An 18,723-nucleotide genomic window follows, 5' to 3' on the forward strand; every position below is an offset into this window, starting at 1 on the left:
GCTCGGATTCCGCTCGCGGCCGGGATTCCGCGGATGGCCCGTATCCCGCCCCCGGCTCGGAGTCGGCCCCCGGCCCGGAAGCGGCCCCCGGCCCGGATTCCGCAGCGGGCTCGGATTCCGCTCGCGGCCGGGATTCCGCGGATGGCCCGTATCCCGCCCCCGGCTCGGAGTCGGCCCCCGGCCCGGAAGCGGCCCCCGGCCCGGAAGCGGCCCCCGGCCGCTCTTCGACCTTCGGCGGCGCCCCGGTATCCGTCCCGACGGGAGGCGACTCATGAGCCTGCACCGCCACAACCCGGCCCATCTCTCACCGCCCACCGGCTTCAGTCACGCGGTCACCGCCACCGGCAGCCGGCTGGTCTTCCTGGCCGGCCAGACCAGCCTCGACCGGGACGGCAAGGTGGTGGGGGAGACCCTGCCGGAGCAGTTCGAGACCGCGCTCGGCAACCTCCTCACCGCGCTGCGCCACGCCGGCGGCTCGCCCGCCGACCTGGCCCGGGTCACCGTCTACGCCACGGACCTCGCCGACTACCGCCACCACGCGCACGAACTGGGCCGCATCTGGCACCGGTTGGCGGGCCGGGACTATCCGGCGATGGCCGTGATCGGTGTCGTACGCCTGTGGGACGAGCAGGCCCTGGTGGAACTGGACGGCTTCGCGGTCGTCGACTGACGGCCCCGCGCCGAGGCCCCCGGGGGCGGCTCTTGATCAACTGGTCGCTCCCGGGGGCGGGGCTTAGTGTCGAAAGGTGGACCGACCGGCCCACGGATCCGTCCGGTGGGGGCGCGATGCGCCATGAGTACTCCCAAGCCGACCACGCCGCAGAAGACGGCCGTCCCGAGGAAGTCGGGAGACGACGGCAAGGGCATCGCCCTGTTCGTGATCGCCTCGTGTCAGTTGATGGTGGTGCTGGACATCACCATCGTGAACATCGCGCTCCCGCACATCCAGAGCGCGCTCGACTTCTCGACCACGAGCCTGTCGTGGGTGGTCAACGCCTACACCCTGACCTTCGGCGGCCTGCTGCTGCTCGGCGGCCGCGCCGGTGACATCCTCGGCCGCCGCCGGGTCTTCATCTTCGGCGTGCTGCTCTTCGGCCTGGCCTCGCTGCTCGGCGGATTCGCCCAGGAGTCCTGGCAGTTGCTCGCGGCCCGCGCGCTCCAGGGCGTCGGCGGCGCGATCGCCTCGCCGACCTCGCTGTCGCTGATCACCACCACCTTCGACGAGGGGCCCGAACGCAACCGTGCCTTCGGCGTGTTCGCGGGCGTCTCGGCCGGCGGCGGCGCGATCGGCCTGCTCGCCGGCGGAATCCTGGTCGAATGGCTCGACTGGCGCTGGGTGTTCTTCGTCAACGTGCCGATCGCGCTCCTCATCGCCTTCCTGACACCTCGCCACGTGAAGGAGTCGGAACGCCACCCCGGGCACTTCGACATCCTCGGAGCGCTCACCTCGACGCTCGGCATGGTGGCGCTGGTGTACGGCTTCATCCGCGCCGCGCAGGAGGGCTGGCGGGACCCGTACACCGTGGCCTCGTTCGTCGCCGCCGTGGTGCTGCTCGTCGCGTTCGTGCTGATCGAACGCCGCTCCCGGCAGCCGATCACACCCCTGCACATGTTCGCCGACCGCAACCGGGCCGGCACGTACGGCATCATGCTCTGCCTCGCGGCGGCCATCTTCGGCATGTTCTTCTTCCTGACCCTGTTCGTGCAGCAGGTCCTGGACTTCAGCCCGCTGCAGGCCGGTCTCGCCTTCCTGCCGGTCAGCGCGGTGATCGCGGTGCTGGCCGGGGTCACCTCGCAACTGCTGCCGCGGTTCGGCCCGAAACCCTTCATGGTGATCGGTTCGATCTGCCTGGCGGCCGGCCTGTCGTGGCTGACCCTGACCGACGTGCACTCCACCTACGCGGGCAGCATCCTCGGCCCGATGCTGGTCCTCAGCGCGGGCATGGGCATGATGTTCGTCTCGCTGACCCTGATGGCCCTCTCCGGCGTCGCACCGGCCGAGGCGGGCGCGGGCTCGGGCCTCCTCAACGCCACCCAGCAGGTCGGCGGCTCCCTCGGCCTGTCCATCCTGGTCACCGTCTTCGGCACGGCCAGCCGCAACGAGGCCGCCGACCAGGTCCCCGCCTTCCTCTCCCAGGCCGGCCCCCTGGAGAAGGCCCAGTTCGCCAAGACCGGCCAACTCCCGCGCCCCTGGAGCGACCTGGTCCTCACCAGCGGCGTCACCGCGGGCTTCATCGTCGCGGCGGCCTTCGCCATCCTCTCGGCGATCATCGCCGCCGTCGCCATCAAGGTCCGCCCCTCCGACATGGAACGCCTCCAGGGCGGCGCGATGCTGCCCGGCGCGTGAGGCGCAGATCACGGTTTGCCGCCCACTCGCCCGAGACAGCGTGAGGGGAGGACGAGATACGTCCGAACAACAGGTGGGGGCAGGCGAGTTGAGTCAGCAGCACAGAGTGAGACGGATATCCCTGACGGTGGCGGCGACGGCGGTCGCCGCCGCCGCCGTGTTCCTGGCCTCCGGCCACGGCCCGGCCGACGGCCTGGGCACGGCCGCGGCGACCTCCGAGCCGACGGAGGGCGGGACGGTCGGTGTGACCGAGGGCGGGGACGGCGGAGCGGTGAGCGGAGGCACGGACGGCGGTACGGATGGCGGTGGCACCGACAGCGGTGGGAGCGTCGGTGTGAGCGAGGGTTCGGGCTCCGCCTCGGGGGAGACCACCGGCGGCGGCGAACCGAGCTCCAGCCCCACACCCACCGTCGGCCCCTCGTCGACGGTCGGCCCCACCCCCACGATCGACCCGACCACACCGCCGCCCACGGGCGACATGCCCGCGACCGCGTACGCCTGCTGGAGCCCGTACACCCCGCTCACCGGCACCTTCGTCGCCCTCGTCCCGGCGGGCACGCTCCCCTCGGGCAACAAGGCGACCCTGGTCGAGGTCACCTTCGCCCCGAAGACCGACCCGGAGACGGGCCGCCGCATCGACGACCGCATCATCACCCGCTTCGCCCCCGCCGGCGGAGCCTGGTCGACCGCCGACCCGGTCCCCCTCGAGGTGGAGCCCACCGGCATCAAGGCCTTCCGCCCGGTGGTCCCCGGCGTCACCCTCAAGATGCCGGAGATCCGCCTGAACGACGTCACCTGCTGGGACAGCACGGTCGCCTCCCTCGGCGGCACGATCCGCTTCGGCGGCGAGGGCGGCAACGGCGGCCCGGAGGTCAAGGTCCCGGTGACCTGGCAGCGCTCCTGAGGCTTCCCGCACGGGGATCCGAGGCTCATCGACGTCGTCCTGGTAGGCCGCCACCCCAAGAGGAACCGGCCCTCCGTGGAGCTGGTCGAGCTGAAGCGCTGGTCGACCGTGCCAGGGTGGAGCAGGCCACCGCGGACCTGGTGTACATCGCCGCCGTCGCCATCAAGGTCCGCTCTTTTGACATGGAACGCCTCCAGGGCGGCGCGATGCTGCCGGGCGCGTGAGGGCGCCGGACGACCCCGGAAACGAGGAGGCTCCCCCGTACCGGTCGCGGTACGGGGGAGCCTCCACTGTGCCGGGCGGCGGTCAGGCGTCGCCGACGCCGCCGGCCGGTGGTTCGACGAAGCAGCGGATCTCGGTGCCCTCGTCGTAGGAGCAGAGCACCCGCGGGTCGCCGCCGTCCGGTGCGCAGGACACGACGGCTCCGTCGGCGGCCAGCAGCAGCCGGCCGTCGACGAGGGCGGCCGGGCCCGCCCGCAACTCCCGGGCGGACGCCCCGAGGAGTTCGGCCAGCCGCTCCCGGAGCGCGGTGCGCTCCCAGGGACCGCCCGCCCGCGAGACCCACAGGTTGCCGAAGCCGGTGAAGGCGTACCCGGTGCGGTGCGCGTCCACGTACTGCGCGAGGGCGCCCTCGCCGACCTGGAGCTGGACCGTGGACCAGGTGCCGCGGCCGCGGTCCGCCGCGTGCAGCACCTCGTGCTCGAAGGCCTCGCCGTACGAGGCGCACGCCACGATCACGTCGTCGTGGAACGCGCCGTCCTCAAGCCGGCCCACGGTGGGGTCGATCGAGGACAGGCGCCACCGGTCCCGTCGGCGTCGTGCCGGGCCCCCGTCCGGGAGCGGCAGTTCGGTGACGGTCCCGCGGGAGGTGTCCACGGCGAACAGGGCGGGCCGCTCGTCGGCGTCCGGGTCCGCGGACGCCCCGCCGACGCCGCCGGTGACATAGGCGGTGTCGCCCGCCGAGCCGGCCACGAAGGAGAGCCGGAAGTCCGCCGGCACCTCGATGTCCCGCCAGGCGTCGGCCCCCCAGGGCAGGGCGTACAGGGCCGGGCTCGGCCGGTTCGCGCTCCGGCGCCCGAAGGCGAGCACCGTGCCCTCGGCGGTCACCCCGGCCACGTCGGCGTCGCCCTTGTCCCGGGGCACCTTCGGCGCCGGGCTCAGCGCGGAGGCGTCGGCGGCGCCGTTCACGACCGGCACGTTCGTCTCCGGGACCGCGGTGAGCACGGTCAGCCCGCGCCGGTGGCGCACGGCGCGGCGGTTCGTGCCGACGCCCCGGCGCATGTCACCGGGCACCGGGCGGAGCCGGTGCAGCTCACCGGCTCGTATCTCTGCGTAGGAGACACCCGTGGTGTCCGTCACGAGGACGGACACCACGGACTCCTGTGACGGTGGAGTCACAGCTAGAACAGACCTCCCAGGAAGTCGCCGATCTTGCGGCCGACGCCGCTTCCGACCACGCCGCCGACGACGCCGCCGACGATACCGCCGACCGCGGTGCCGACCGGGCCGCCGCAGAGCGTACCGATGCTGGCCCCGTACATCGCCCCGACCTGGGCGCCCGCGAGGCCGCCGACGATGCCGCCGGTCTCGCGCGCGGCCGTCTGGACCTTCTCGCCCTCGGGAGCGGTGGCGACGTTGTAGACGCCGACGCCGATCTCGAGTCCGACCAGTCCGCGTCCGGCGATCCGTCCACCGCGGGCCAGCCGGTCCGCGGTCTTGTTGGTCTTCGCCGCGGAGTCGATGATGCCCATGTCCGTCTTGGGCTTGGCTCCGGGCCGCTGCGTGCCCTCGCGGAGCTGTTCGTAGGTCGGGAAGTCGCTCGTCCCGCTGAACCGCCGGAACATCGGCAGCATGAGGTGGTCGAGCGAGCCGCGGGCGTTGAACCGGTTGAGGTTGCGGGCCGTGACGGCCCACCTCGCCGCCCCCGCCTCGTCGCCCGTGGCCTCGGCCATGCGCAGCGCGTACTGCCGGATCTCGGCGTCCGCGGCCTTGTAGTCCTGGCGGCGGCCGTAGGCGTCCTCCAGGTAGCCGAACCCGTAGCCGCTGCCGCCCTGGTACACGGTCGAGCCGGAGACGTAGGACGGCGTGGTGTTGCCGGTGCCCGCGGTGCCGCCGGAGCCGCTGCCGCCTCCACCGCCCCCGCCGCCGCCTCCGCCGCCGCCTCCGCCGCCGGACCCGGAGCCGCTGCCGCCTCCGCTGGAGACCGGGATGCCGCCGCGGCAGGTGATGCCGTACTTGCTCGGCTCCATGCACTCGGGCACGGCGAGGCCCGTGCCATCGGACAGCGTCGCCGGGTTGTTCCCGGCGTAGGAGTAGCCGTTGAGCGACTGCTGCCGGCTCGCGTTGAAGTCCGGGTCGACGCTCAGGAACTGGCCGAGGCCCGGGTCGTACTCACGGGCGTTGACCTGGGTCAGACCCGTGTCGTCGTCCGCGGTCTTGCCGAGGAACCGCTTGTCCGTGGGCCAGGAGCCCACGGCGCCGCCGCGCTTGTCGCCGAACGGCGTGGTGTACCGCTTTCCGAACGTCTGGGTGGCGTCCGAGGCGATGGCCAGGCTCTGCGTGCCGTGGTGGTCCGCGGCCAGGTAGAACAGCTTGTTCGTGCCGGTCTGGTTGGTGCGGACGGCGACGGTGAGGTTGCCGGACTGGTAGCTGCGCTGCGCCCAGGTGGTGCCGTTCGCGCGCAGGTGCAGCTCGGTCGTGCCGGCGTACAGGATCCGTTCGCCGTTGGCGGCCTGCTTGATCATCAGGGCGCCGTCCGGGTCGTAGACGTAGTCCGTGGCCTGGGTGCCCTCGGTGAGCCGGCTGAGCTTGCCCTCCGCGGACCAGATGAGGTCCTGCTGCCCCTGGTCGCCGGGACGGCTGCGGGTGTTGCCGGACGAGTCGTAGGTGTACGTCCGCTGCGGCGCGGCGCAGTCACCGGTGGTGCTGATGCCGACCAGGGTGTGCGGCTGGGCGCCCGACGCGTAGCAGTAGGTGTCGGTCGCGGTGCCGGCGGCGGTGTGCCGGACCTCCGACGTGCGCTGGCCGGCCGCGTTGTAGGTGTAGCCGTTCCAGTACGGGGACGGTCCCGACAGGCTGCTCGCGTCGCGCGGGTCCGCGCACTTCTGCGAGGCGGGGGTCCAGGCCTCGGTCAGCCGGCGGTGGCCGTCGTAGCTGAAGCACTGGGTCTCCGCCTGGCCCTGGCCGCCGATGAGGGCCGGGTCGCTGACCGAGGTGACGTTGCCGGCCTGGTCGTAGGCGAAGTTGAGGTCCTGCAGCATGTACGGGTGCGTCTGGTCCGTGACGTGGCTGCGCGTCAGGCGTCCGGTGCCCTCCTCGTAGGTGTTGGTGAGGTAGATCTTCTTGGCGGTCTCGGTGTTCGCCGTGCCGAGGACGTACTGCTGTGCCTCGCCGGTCGGCGCGTAGTCCGCGTTCAGCAGGTAGCCGGTGGCACCGGTGATCTTCGTGACCTGTCCGGTGTCGGTGTACTCGTAGTCGACGATCTCCTGCGGCAGGCCGCCGAGTGCCGGTTCGGTCATGTTCTTGATCGTGCCGTCGAGCCGGTACTGCGTGTCGAACTCGATGACGGCGGGCACGCCGGCCTTGACCAGCGGGTCGTCGGCGGGCAGCTCCAGCTTGGTCCCGGTGGCCGACATGCTGTTGTCGTACGCCGTGACGGTGCTGGTGTAGGCCCTGCCGTACTTGCCGCCCACGTAGCGGGTGGTGGTGTACGGCTTGCCCTTGAGCAGGGTGTCGTAGGTGCGGGCGGTCAGCTGGTTGGCGTCGGTCTTCGAGCCGGCCCAGGTGGCGGTGACCCGGCCCAGGCTGTCGTACTCGGTGAGGATCGACTTGCCCCGCGAGTCGGTGGTCTTCTCCACCCGGTCGAGGGCGTCGTAGTCGTTCGACGACGTGCCCTTGTCGGGGTCCGTGACGGTCTTCTCACGGCCGAACAGGTCGTAGACGTAGGTCCACTTCGCGCCGTCGGGGCCGGTGACGGAGGTCTTCTTGCCGTCCGGGGCGTAGCTGGTCCGCACCGAGCTGTAGCCGGCGCCGAGGCTGCCGCCGTAGCCGGTGTCCGAGGTGCCGGGGCCCGCGTACTCGCGGGACTCGACGGTACGGCCGAGGGCGTCGGTGATGTTGCGGGTGCCGACGCCGCCGGTCACGTCGGTGACGGCGGTGGAGTCACCGGTGTAGCTGGTGGTCTTGGACCACTTCTTCACGCCGAAGGTGTACAGCGTGTTGCTGACGGTGCGCTCGGCGCCGTCGAAGACGACGTTGCTCTGCTTCGGCGACTCGCCGTACTCCGCCCGGGTGTACGTCCCGGTGGGCCCGGAGGTGCTGTCGAAGATGTCGGCGTGCGTCTCGTAGGCCAGACCCCGGCTGTCGTAGCGGGTGTCGGTGAGCAGCCGTCCGCCCTGCGGAGTGCCGGTCTGGGTCTGCAGCTTGCGCAGCAGCGCGTCGTAGATCGTGTACTGCGTGCTGTAGGTCTCGCCGTCGGCCTTGAGCACGGAGGTGCCCACCGCGGACGGCTTGGTGTTGCTGATCGCGTAGCTGAACTTCTTGCTGGGGGAGTAGCCGGCGGCGCGGCTGCGGTTGGGCAGCCAGACCTCGGTGATCCGCCCGAGGGCGTCGTAGGTGATCTCCGTCTTCTTGAGGTTCTTGTCGTACTTGGTGATCGGCTGACCGCGCAGCGGTTCGAGGACGGCGACCTCGCGGTGGCCGGCCACGTCCGTGGTGACGGTCCGGGTGACCGGGCCGTCGTCGGTCGGGGTGTAGGCGGTGCTGGAGGGCTGGCCGAGGGCGTCCTTGGTGGTCAGCGAGCGGCCGAGGGAGTCGTAGGTGGTCTCCTCGGTGGTCTGCCAGCCGGTCGCGTTGCGGTTGCCGCTGACGTCGGCGGTCGCCGCGTAGCCGGTGGCCCGGCCCTGCCAGGTCGCCTCGCCGAGGGTCGGCGTCTGCGCCTCGGTCCAGCCGGTGACGCCCGTCCTGTCGTAGACGGTCGCGGTGTCGGAGATGACGTCGCCGCGGGTGGCGGTGCCGGTGGGCAGGCTCAGGTCGGCGTCCGCGACGGAGCACGCCTTGCCGACCTTGCGCGTGCGCGAGACCAGCTTGGTGATGCCGGCCGCGTCGTTGCGCGCGTACCAGGTGCGGGTGCAGGTCTCGTCACCGCTCTTGGCGGTGTCGCCGTACTCGGTCTTGGTGCTCTCCATGCCGTACGCGTCGAAGGTCGTCGCGGTGGCGGTGGAGCGCCAGGTCTTCGGCACCGTCAGATAGGTGTACGCCGTCGACTTCGCGGTGCCCGTGAAGCGGGCGACCAGGTCCCCCGCGTCGGGCACGCTCTGCCGCGCCGTCTCCTTCGACCACGGGTCGTTGGACGAGGCGGTGATCGCCGTGGCGCCGTCGTAGGTGACGGTCTCGCGCGCGGTGCCCGCGTACTGCTCGCTGTCGGTGATCGGCGCGATGCCGAGGTCCGGCGTGCTCAGCGGGGCGAGGGTGACGGTCTTGGTGGTGCCGTCCTTCTTCTTGTCGCCGTGCATGCCCTGCATGAAGAGGGTGACGGTCTTGCTGCGGGTGGTGTCCTTGGCGCCGCTGTAGACCGTCACCTCGCGGTAGCCGCGCCAGTCGGACCAGGTCCGCTCGTCCTTCTGCGTCATCGGCTCGTCGTTGTAGCGCCAGGCGGCGCCGCTGTAGACGTACTCGTGCTCGACGCCGTCGTTCTGGCCGGCCGGGTCGGTCAGGTTGACCGCCGTCACCCGGTACTTGTGGAACCAGTCGACCGATGCCTCGGCGGCGCCGTTGATGTTCCAGTACTGCGGGTAGCAGTTGCGGGTGTTGGTGTCCTCGGCCGAGCCGAGCACCTCGCTGCGGACGCACTCGGGGCCCGACAGGGTGACGGTGGTGATGCCGCCGGTCTCCGTGGTGATGGTGGAGATGCGGGGGCGGGTCAGCGGCAGGATGTTGTCGGTGGCGTCGACCCGGTTGGGCCGCATCTGGTACGTGAACGACAGCGGGTTCAGCGTGATGGCCGTGCCCGTCTTGCCGGTGCGCTGCAGCGACTTCAGGGTGAGGACCTGGTCGCTGGAGTCGCCGATGTCACCGCCGTCGAGGTACTGCTGGGTGAGCGCCCAGGAGTCGACGGGCTTGTGCGTGGCGGCCGCGGCGTCCCACGCGTGGGTGTGGACCGCGGTGAGCCGCTTGCGGGTGAAGAAGGACGGCGCCGTCGCGTAGCAGTCGGTGTCGTCCTTCGAGCAGATCGCGGTGAACGGGACGTCCGGCCAGTTCTGGGCGGTGTCCTTGGTCAGCGAGGAGCAGTCGGCGGCGGTGCAGCGCTCGGCGTACCCGAAGGTGATCTTCGCGTCGGGGGTGCCGGTGAACAGGGCGCCCTTGCGGAGACCGTAGTCGATCTCCTTCAGGTAGCCGCCGCGGGTGTAACCGGTGCTGGCCTTGGACTCCTTGTTCTTCTTGTAGTAGTTCGTCTCCTTGGCGTACCAGTACGTGGCCGCGTTGCCGTGGGTGTCCTCGACGTAGTCGAGGTTCCAGCGCCAGGCCTGGGTCACGGAGCGGTCGGCGAAGGTGCTGCCGGCGCTGTAGCCGGGCTCGCCGGAGTCGTCGCCGAAGACGGGCACGGTCCAGGTGGACTCGGTGCGCTGGGTGTCGGCGCCGGCGAGCTTGTTCAGGCCGAACACGTACTTCGTGCCGTCGCCGGTGGTGACGGTCCAGTACTCGCCGTCGTCGTCGCCGTTGTCGGCGCCGGTGGAGCGGACCACCTTGGAGGCGTCGTCGCCCTGGAGCCGCCAGGTGCTGCCGTCCTTGACGAGCCGGGACGCCTTGCCGTTGAGCATCAGGGTGGCGTTGTCGTACTTCCAGCAGCTGTCGAAGACGTCCGTGTGGCCGTCGTCGTCACAGCTGCCGTAGGAGCGCTCGACGTAGGACTCGGTGATCGAGAAGCCCTCGCCGACCGTGGTGCCCTGGTTGTTGCTGCTCGCCGTGCGGCCGTCGACGCTGCCGGAGTCGTACGAGAGCTTCAGCTCCGGGGCGGGACCGGCCGCCGGGTCCGGGGTGGTGAACTCGTACGACCAGGTGAAGGAGCCGGAGCTGGCGCCGGCCTGCCACGAGGACGACTCGGTGAGCTCGGTCGCCGAGTAGTCGCCGGTGCCCGCGGGGGACGCGCCGTCGCCGGTGGCGGCCACGGCGAACACAGCGCTGCCCGCCGTGGCGGCGGTGGAGTAGAGCTGGGGCGACAGGCCCCCGGCGTCGGAGCCGAGGGTGACCTCGGCGGAGACGGACTGTCCCTTGACGTCGTTGCGCGAGGGCAGCGGCGTCTGCGTGCGGCACTCGGCCTTCTCGGGCGTGGTGAGCACACAGCCGGGCAGCCGGACGAGCCGAAGCCGCTGGGCCCAGCCGCCGCCGACCGCGCCGGCGAAGCCGGAGTAGTCGACGCTGAGTTCGGCGCGGCCCGCGGTGTCGGCGGTGGCCGTGAGCAGGACACCGGTGATACCGGCGCGCTCGGCGGCCTTCTGGTCCAGCACGGTGACGTGGGCGTCACCGGCGGCCGGGGCGGCGCCGCCGCGCGGTGCCGTGAGGCCCGAGGCCCGCGGGGCCGGGGCCGACCCGCCGGGGGCCGGAGCGAGGGTGACCGGGACCTCCCCGGCCCTGCCGGTGACCGCGGGGGCCGCCGACGTCCGGGCTCCGGCGGCCGGAGCCGCGGCCGGCCCGGCCGAGAGCTTCAGGGTCGCCTTGCCGGCGCCGGGCCAGTGGGCCTGCCGCTCGGCCGTGGCCTCGCTCGTCTGCTTGGCGTTGGCCGCGGCGTCCCTGGCCCGCAGGTCGCGGGCCTGCTTCGCGCCCTGCCCGGTGACCGGGGCGACCTTGCTGGACCGAGGTTCGGGCACGTGGCTGCGGCCGAGGCCCTTGGCCCCGTCGACCGCGCGGGCCGAGGGTGCCAGGCCCAGCGGCACGACCAGTGCCAGGGAGAGCGAGCCGAGCAGCAGCCGGCCCTTGCGCCGGCGGCCGCGCACCCGTGGTGTCGGGTGCTGTCTTGCGAATGGCATGAGAATTCCGCCCCCAGATAACCGGAATGAAGGATGAGACAACGGAAACGGGCAGGGTGGTGCCGGGACGTGGCGTGGCACGGCCCGGGGCGCGTGGCCCCGGGCCGTGTCGTCCGGGTCCCCGGTCGGCGGCGCCGGACGTCGCCCGGCGCCGCGAGGTCGTGTGAACGACCAGCGGGCGGAGCCGATGAGGCCCCGCCCGCGGGTCTGGTGTCAGTCGCCGACGCGGTAGTCGATCTGCTCCGCGCTGGCCATCGCCCCGGCCCAGAGCCTGACCTCCTGCACCTTGGCGGGCAGGTAGTGCTTCCAGGCGCTGTTGGTGTAGCCCTTGCCGACGGCGAACTCACCGGTGCCGAGCGTGGCGGTGTACTCCAGCGGCGTCCCGTTGCGGTTGTGACCGAGGTAGAGCGAGATCGTCCCGGTCCGGGCGCTGTAGATGCCGGTCAGCCGGACGGGGCTGTCCATCGCGGCGATCTCCTCGGAGGTGACCCACTCGGTTCCGCCGTCCGCCTTCAGGCGGCCGAAGTGCCAGACGCCGTACGGCTTCTTCTTCGGCTCCAGCGTGTCCGGGTCGAGTTCCTCGACGACGTTGGTCAGCTCGAACCAGATGCCCCAGGAGGAGCCGTCGGCGGTGCGCTGTCCGAGGACCTGCCCGTAGTACGGGTAGGGCCCCGCGTTGGCGGCGAGCTTCGCCGAGTCGAGTTCGACCAGCGTGGTCACGGTGAAGGAACCGGTGCCGTCGACCAGCGGGCCGGGCGCCGTGGCGGACCCGGTGGTCCCGTTCAGCTCGATGGCGTCGCCCGAGAGCGTGGCCCCGGACAGGGTGAGGGTCTTGCCGTAGCCGGAGGTGGTGTCGGCGACGGTGGTCCCGCTGCCGCGCGAGGCGTCCCAGTCGGCCACGAGTTCGGCCGCGGCGAAGCCCTCGGAGATCTTCGCGTCCGCCTCCTTGGCGATCTCCTCGTCCGTCACCGCGCGCTGCCAGACGGCGACCTCGTCGATCGAGCCGGGCACGTAGTCGGTGTAGGTGTCCGACCACCAGGTGCGGCCGATCTGCAGCGGACCCGTCGCGGCCCAGGCCGTGGTGTACGGCACGGTGCCCTGCGGGACGCCGTTCACGTACAGGGTCAGCTGCTTCGCCGTGGCGTCGTAGACACCGGCCAGGTGCGTCCAGGTGCCCCACGCGGGCGCCTGCTTGGACGCGGCCCGCTGGTAGGACCAGGATCCGGTCGTGGGCGCGTCCTCGTTGACGGCGCGGAACGTCCAGGTGCCGAGCGCCTGCTCGTAGCCCAGGTAGAACGGGCTGCGGTGGACGCCGTTCTGGCTCAGCACCGTGTAGTTGGCGCCGGGCTTGTCCAGCCGGACCCAGGCGGCGACGGTGTACGACGAGCGGGTCTCCAGGACCTGGCCCGAGGTCGCCGCGTAGCCGGTGCCCTTGACGGCGAGACCCTTGTCGGTCACCGGGCTGGCCAGCTCGACGCCGTTGGCGTCGTGGGTGATCAGGCCGCGCCGGCCGCGGTCGTCACGGACGGCGTCGCCGCCCAGCGTGGCGTCGTGGCGCGGGATGCCGGGCGTCGTGGCGGAGTCCACGGCGACGCCGGAGGCCTCGTCGAAGTGCCACTGGCCCACCGGGCCCTCACCGGCGGCGACCAGGAAGTCGATCACCTGCTGGGCGCCCCAGCGGCCCACGTTGTCCTTGGCGCGGACGTACAGCCGCTGGGTCCCGGAGCTGGCCGGGGTGATGGACACCGAGACGGTGGAACCCGCCTTCTCGGGGGACCAGGTCGTGGCCGAGGAGAGCTTGTACTGGTAGGCGACGTTGTTCGTGTCGCCCGTGGCGGGCTTGAAGGTCAGCGGCGCGGGAACTCCCGGACCGCCGTGCGCCGCGCAGTCGTTGGTGGTGCACAGGGTGTACGGCGAGCCGAGGGTGATCTGCGGAGCCTTGGGCGCGGTCGGGTCGACCTTGAAGTAGCAGTAACCGTCGGAGGCGGCGCTGCTCAGGTAGTTGGCGCCGTAGTACGACCACGTCCAGGCGTGGTAGCGGTAGAGCGTCCCCTCCTTGAGGGTCGACCAGGACATCGTCAGCTTCGTGCCGTCGCCGACGTAGCCGGACGTGGGCCGCAGGGACCCGTTGCCGTCCGTGGAGTCCACCCAGGTGCCGGACGAGTTCTTCTCGTCGACGTCGAAGTACACCCGCAGCTGGGCGCCGGACTGGCCGCCCGACTTGGTCTGCGCGGTGGCGGAGAGCGTCGGGGTCGGGTCGGAGATGATCGCCGGGTCGCTCTCGGTCTTGTCGCACACCGTGCCGGAACCCGTCACCAGACCGAGCCCGGTGGGCTTGTCCGGCAGGCCGACGTAGCTCACCGCGAGGACCGCGTCGTTCCGGAAGCGCTTCCAGGCGGAGGTGTCGGACTCGTCGTGGGCGCGCAGCTCCAGCGTGAGCCGGGAGAACTTGCCCGCGGCGAAGTCCTTGACCGTCGGGGTGAGGTTCTCGTTGGTCTCCTCGGGGTTGTCGTTGAACTCGATGGGCGCGGCCGGCTGCGAGGGGCTGCACGCCGTGCCGCGGCCGGCCGAGACGTAACGGTCGCCCATCCAGTCCAGCTCCGAGGGGCGCGAGGACCAGGTGGTGGCGGAGGAGATGTTGTTCGTGCGGACCAGGTCGACCCAGCGCGCGTCACAGGTGAACGACCAGGTCTCGGTCGCGCGGAAGGTGGCGTCCAGGACCTGCTTGCCCGCCAGGCTGGCCGGGGAGAACTCGAAGTAGAGGCGCTGGGTGTAGCCCGAACCGCAGACGTAGCCGCCGTAGCTGCCGCAGTGGCCCGTTCCCTTGCCCTCGTTGTCGGTGCCGTTGCTCCAGCCGTACGAGGTGTAGCCGTCCGAGCGCAGCAGGGTGCGCTCCGAGGCGCCCCAGGTCACCGTCGGGTCGATGTACAGGGGGAACGCGGTGGAGGCGGTGCCGGTGAGCATCTTGGTGTCCGGCGCGACCGCGAGGGAGCCCCGGCCGACCGTGACGTCCATGGTGGCGACGTGGTCACCGGCGGCGGGCTCGACACCGCGGTCGGCGTTGTCGGCGGGAGCGGACGGAGCCGCGGCCTCGAACGGGTCGGTGCCGGCCGCCGGGGACGCGGCGACGCCGTCGGATCCCGCGGCCTGGGACCGCGCCGTGGACGTCTTCGAGGTCTGCGCCTGCGGGGCCCGGGCGCTGCCGGCGGAGTCCCACATCTGGGCCGGCGGGGCGCGGAAGACCCGCTTGCCGTCCCGGTCGACGGCGGTGAGGTCGCCGTTGGCGCCCTTGACGATGCGCAGGCCCTCGGCCTTGAAGGAGTAGTCGATCTTCTTCAGCTCGGGCCGGGCGGCGGCCTGCGGCGTCTTCACGACCAGGACGTGGTGGAAGCCCTCGGTGGTGGCGGTGACCTTCAGGTCGACCCCCGCCATGACTTCCTTGTAGAGGGCGCTGTCCCCGTCGAGTTCGGGCTTCGGCAGGACGCCGGGCCAGCCGAGGGCCAGGGAGTGCCCGTCCTTCTCGATCCGTACGAGAGGGGCGCTCTGCCCACCGCCCGAGAACTCCATCTCGACGGCGGCGGCCTTGGGCGCGACGGAGCCGTCCGGCAGGCGCTCCAGGGTCGCGTCGGGGGCCTCCCAGCCCCCGCCCGGCCTGGCCACGCGCACCGGAACCGCGGACTCCTCGAGAGTGAAGGAGAAGCCGTCCGGGTTGGCGAAGACGGTCGAGCGTTCCGAACGCTCCCCGACCACCTCGACGCGCTTGCCGGTCTCCCGCGCCTCGGCGAGCGCCCTCTGAGCCTCGGTCGTCGCGGTCGACCCGGACGAGGCCGTCGTGCCGGTGGCGGCCATCGCCGCCGGACCGGTCCCGAGCGCGGACAGGACGGACAGTGCCACCACCGAGGCGGCGCCCGATATCAGCAGTCGATCACGTCTGCCGCTCGAGCCGCGTGCGCGGCGACTCCATCTCATAGCCACATCCCCCCATTGGATTTGACGTATACAGATCAAACGATCTTGCACGGTAGGTGATTTTCGGCCACGCGCATAGGGTCGTGACCCGATCGTTACTGGCCGGTAAAGGCCGCTGGAGGGCCAGGAGTTCACCCGGCGGCGGCCGGACTCAGCGGACGATCATGACCGTGGCGGCCGTCACGCCCACGGTGACGATGACCCCGCGCAGCACGTTCGGCGGCAGGGTGCGTCCGACCTTCGCACCCACCAGGCCGCCCAGGGTGGAGCCCACGGAGATCACCGCCGCCACGGTCCAGTCCACGTCGGCGACGGCGATGAAGACGACGGCCGCCACCCCGTTGACGATCGAGGCCAGCACGTTCTTCGCCGCGTTGAGGCGCTGGAGGTCGTCCCGCAGGAAGCTGCCGAACAGCCCCATCAACAGCACTCCCTGGGCGGCACCGAAGTAGCCGCCGTAGACGCCCGCGCCGAGCACGCCGCACCACATCGGGACGCCACCGTCCTTCGCCGCGGCGGCGCCCTGGCGCTCCTTGAGCCATCGGTTCAGCCGGGGCTGCAGCATCACCAGCACACAGGCGGCGAGGATGAGCACCGGCACCACGGCGTCGAACGCCCCGGCGGGCAGCGTCAGCAGGAGCAGCGCCCCCGCCAGGCCGCCGAGCAGGGAGGCCGCCCCGAACCGGAGCAGCCGGCGCAGCTGCCCCTTGAGTTCCCGCCGGTAGCCGTACGCGGCGCTGAGCACGCCGGGCACCAGACCGATGTTGTTGGACACGTTGGCGAGGACCGGCGGATAACCGAAGGCCAGCAGGGTGGGAAAGGTGATCAGGGTCCCGGAGCCCACCATGGCGTTGATGGCGCCGGCCGCCACGCTCGCCGCGCCGATGGCCACCGTCTCGATGGCGTCCATGCCCTCAGTCCCCCCAACGGGTGTCGCGATCGGTCCAGACGTCCTCCGGGCCGAGGTCGGATGCGGCGTACTTGCCGAGCGAGCTGATCAGCAGGCGCATCTCCAGGGCGAGGCACTCGACGAGGTTGACCAGGCCCTCCTCCGGGTTCGCGTCCGCCGCGGCCAGCGCGGCGCGCCCGAGCCCCACGGCCCTCGCGCCGAGCGCGAGGCACTTGACGGCCCGCGCGCCCTCCCAGATCCGGCCGGTCACCAACAGACAGCCGTCCTGGGGGTCGATCCGGTCCAGGCACGCGGCGAGCGGCAGCCCCACGTGGTCGAGGAAGGCCCGGGGAGCCCAGCCCGTACCCCCTTCGGCGCCGTCGACGGTGACCGCGTCCGCGCCCGCCTCCCACGCGACGGCGGCGGCCCGGTCCACGTCGCGCGCGGGCGGCAGCTTCACCCACACCTTGCAGCGGGGGTAGTTGTTGCGCATCAGCTGGACCTGCCGGCGCAGGATCTCGTCGGTGAAGGTGCCGGCCGTGCCGCAGCGCAGGACCGCGTCGCCCGTTCCGTACACGTCCATGACGTCGTACTGCGCGGCCAGTTCCGCGGCCCGCTCGCGCGGGACCAGGGTCATGCCGCCGAGCCCGGGCTTGGCGCCCTGGCCGACCTTCAGCTCGAACGCGACCCGCCCCGACGCGAGGAGCGGCTGCACGGAGGGGTCGCTGTAGACGAGGTTCCAGACCTCGGCGTCGGCGTCCTCGGTGCTCTGCTGGACGACCACGCCGCCGAGTCCGTCCGGCAGGGCGGCCCCGTACTCGGTGATTCGCTTCAGGAGCGAGCTCGGCGCCTCCTCCGCCATCCGTCCGTAGCCGGAGACGGGAACGATGTTCTCGCCGATGACCATGGGGATGCCCAGCCGGCCGGCCTGCCGTGCGACGGCCTCGCCGAGGTCGCCGCTGGCCACCCGGGTGGAACCGAACGCCGAGACGTAGACGGGCAGCGCCGAGCGGAATCCGCCGATCCGCGTGTGCAGGTCGACGTCCCCGACGACCGGCTCGCGGCCCAGGTCGAGCAGCTTCTCAAGCCGCAGCGGCACGAAGACCGGCGGCACGAGGCGCGCCCGGTCCAGGGCGTCGCCGGGTCCCTCGTCGGCCGTGCCGTGCTGGCCGAACATGGTGACCCCGTACCCGGCCGCGTCCGGGAAGGCGGCGGCCGGACCGTGCGTGGCGCGGGCGGCCACCTGCTCCTGCGGAAAGCCCGGTGCGTGGAGACCGGTCACGGGCGGGCCTCCCCCGGGAGCTTCGGATAACCCGCCGCCTGCCAGGCGGCGTCGAGGCCGCACAGGAAGCGGGTGAAGCGCTCCACGCCCAGGCCGAAGCCGGCGCTGGCGGGGATTCCCTCGCGGGCGAGGGTCAGGTACCACTCGTACTTGGCGGGGTTCTCGCCCGTCTCGCGGATGCGCATGACGAGGTTGCGGTAGTCCGACTCGCGCTCGCTGCCGCTCATCATCTCGCCGAAGCCGCCCGGGTAGATGAGGTCGAAGTTGCGCAGGACGCCCGGTTCGGTCGCGCTCTCCTTGTCGTAGAAGCCGCGCGAGCCCTTGGGGTAGTCCGTGATGAAGAAGGGGTGCTCGGCCGCCCGGGAGATGATCTCCTCGCCCTCCCAGTCGATCTCCGCGCCGGGCTCCTGGTCGTGGCCGCGCGACTGGAGGTCGGCCACGGCCCCGGCGTGCGAGACCCGTCCGTACGGCGCGGACAGCACCTGCTTGAGCGCCTCGGTGTCCCGGCCCAGCGCCTCCAGTTCGGGCTGGGCGTTCACGAGCACGTACTCGACGACGTACTTGGTCAGGCGCTCGGCGATATCGAGCGCGTCCTCGCGCGAGCCGTCGCCGATCTCGACGTCGAGCTGGTGGAACTCCACCAGGTGACGGTGCGTCACCGCCGTCTCCAGCGGCTCGAGACGGACGTTCGGGGCGACGTGGAAGATCTTGTCGAAGCTGAGCAGCGACGCCTGCTTGTAGAGGATGCCGCTCGTCATCAGCTTGTAGCGGTGGCCGTAGTAGTCGATGTCCACCTGCTTGGCGCCGCGTGCGCCGGGGTCGGTGACGGGGCCGATGGTCGGCGGCAGCAGCTCCTGGAAGCCCTCCGCGGTGAGGAACTCCCGTGCCCCCGCGAGGAATTTGCTCTGGACGGCCAGCGTGGCGCGGGTCCGCTCGGAGGTCAGATGAGCGCGGGGAGTCGGCAGGGCGGCCCGGCTGGTCTCCTGAGGCAAGCTCGTAAGCCTTTCAAATCCGTGAAGCGATCGACGGTTCGTGGTGGAGCGTCAACGGGCCGGTCGCTCCCGGAACTCCACGGCGATGAGCGGGTAATCCAATTTCGCTCAGGCCGGCCCGATCGTACTCGGGCCAGTTCGCCCGGAAGGGTCGACGTGACAGGGAACACATGGCCCCGGGAGCGGCTGCCGCGTTAATGGAGGCGACGGCCGGGAATTCCCGTACGGATCCAATGATTCGCGCTCGGCTCACGGGGTGACAGCGCTACGGTCCTCAGTGACGGCAGATGTTGACTTGGGATTGCCGACCGTGTCA

Annotated in this window: 9 protein-coding genes; 3 read left to right on the top strand and 6 right to left on the bottom strand. The window is 71.7% G+C overall.

The window, feature by feature from the left end:
- The first annotated feature begins 271 nt into the window (after positions 1 to 271).
- The 3 genes from ACIGW2_RS19725 to ACIGW2_RS19735 all read left to right on the top strand — a co-directional run bounded on the left by ACIGW2_RS19725 (position 272) and on the right by ACIGW2_RS19735 (position 3,251).
- Entirely contained in the window at positions 272 to 670 is a 399-nt protein-coding gene (locus ACIGW2_RS19725) for a RidA family protein (protein ID WP_399844698.1), read from the top strand.
- Positions 671 to 793: 123 nt separating this feature from the next.
- Positions 794 to 2,347 (top strand): MFS transporter, encoded by a 1,554-nt coding sequence (locus tag ACIGW2_RS19730; protein ID WP_391653502.1) that lies wholly within the window; start codon positions 794 to 796, stop codon positions 2,345 to 2,347.
- 106 nt (positions 2,348 to 2,453) lie between these two features.
- The gene (locus ACIGW2_RS19735; RefSeq protein WP_399844700.1) at positions 2,454 to 3,251 is read left to right on the top strand and encodes a hypothetical protein; all 798 of its coding nucleotides are present in this window, start codon (positions 2,454 to 2,456) and stop codon (positions 3,249 to 3,251) included.
- Positions 3,252 to 3,557: 306 nt separating this feature from the next.
- Here the strand turns inward: ACIGW2_RS19735 and ACIGW2_RS19740 are convergent, their stop codons facing one another.
- The 6 genes from ACIGW2_RS19740 to ACIGW2_RS19765 form a co-directional block, all read right to left on the bottom strand.
- Positions 3,558 to 4,622, bottom strand: a complete 1,065-nt coding sequence (locus ACIGW2_RS19740) for a hypothetical protein (RefSeq protein ID WP_399844701.1) — start codon at positions 4,620 to 4,622, stop codon at positions 3,558 to 3,560.
- A 29-nt stretch (positions 4,623 to 4,651) separates the two neighbouring features.
- Positions 4,652 to 11,275: an RHS repeat-associated core domain-containing protein gene (locus ACIGW2_RS19745; RefSeq protein ID WP_399844703.1), complete on the bottom strand. Its 6,624-nt coding sequence runs from the start codon at positions 11,273 to 11,275 to the stop codon at positions 4,652 to 4,654.
- Between the two features lie 213 nt (positions 11,276 to 11,488).
- Positions 11,489 to 15,124 carry a LamG-like jellyroll fold domain-containing protein gene (locus ACIGW2_RS19750; RefSeq protein WP_399844914.1) on the bottom strand — a complete coding sequence of 1,212 codons (3,636 nt, stop codon included), beginning with the start codon at positions 15,122 to 15,124 and terminating at the stop codon, positions 11,489 to 11,491.
- Between the two features lie 271 nt (positions 15,125 to 15,395).
- On the bottom strand, positions 15,396 to 16,154 hold the full coding sequence (locus ACIGW2_RS19755) for a sulfite exporter TauE/SafE family protein (protein ID WP_399844705.1): 759 nt from the start codon (positions 16,152 to 16,154) through the stop codon (positions 15,396 to 15,398).
- A gap of 4 nt (positions 16,155 to 16,158) precedes the next feature.
- Positions 16,159 to 17,415 carry a glutamate synthase-related protein gene (locus ACIGW2_RS19760; protein WP_391653497.1) on the bottom strand — a complete coding sequence of 419 codons (1,257 nt, stop codon included), beginning with the start codon at positions 17,413 to 17,415 and terminating at the stop codon, positions 16,159 to 16,161.
- Positions 17,412 to 18,407, bottom strand: coding sequence for an asparagine synthetase A (locus ACIGW2_RS19765; protein WP_391653496.1), 996 nt, complete (start codon positions 18,405 to 18,407; stop codon positions 17,412 to 17,414). Before ACIGW2_RS19765 ends, ACIGW2_RS19760 begins: the two co-directional genes overlap by 4 nt.
- Positions 18,408 to 18,723 lie beyond the last annotated feature (316 nt).

Source organism: Streptomyces sp. NPDC053541, assembly GCF_044544705.1.
GTDB lineage: Bacteria > Actinomycetota > Actinomycetes > Streptomycetales > Streptomycetaceae > Streptomyces.

Coding starts and splice junctions, on each gene's coding strand:
- ACIGW2_RS19725 (WP_399844698.1), top strand. CDS start 272: ATGAGCCTGCACCGCCACAACCCGGCCCATCTCTCACCGCCCACCGGC.
- ACIGW2_RS19730 (WP_391653502.1), top strand. CDS start 794: ATGAGTACTCCCAAGCCGACCACGCCGCAGAAGACGGCCGTCCCGAGG.
- ACIGW2_RS19745 (WP_399844703.1), bottom strand. CDS start 11,275: ATGCCATTCGCAAGACAGCACCCGACACCACGGGTGCGCGGCCGCCGG.
- ACIGW2_RS19750 (WP_399844914.1), bottom strand. CDS start 15,124: ATGGCCGCCACCGGCACGACGGCCTCGTCCGGGTCGACCGCGACGACC.
- ACIGW2_RS19755 (WP_399844705.1), bottom strand. CDS start 16,154: ATGGACGCCATCGAGACGGTGGCCATCGGCGCGGCGAGCGTGGCGGCC.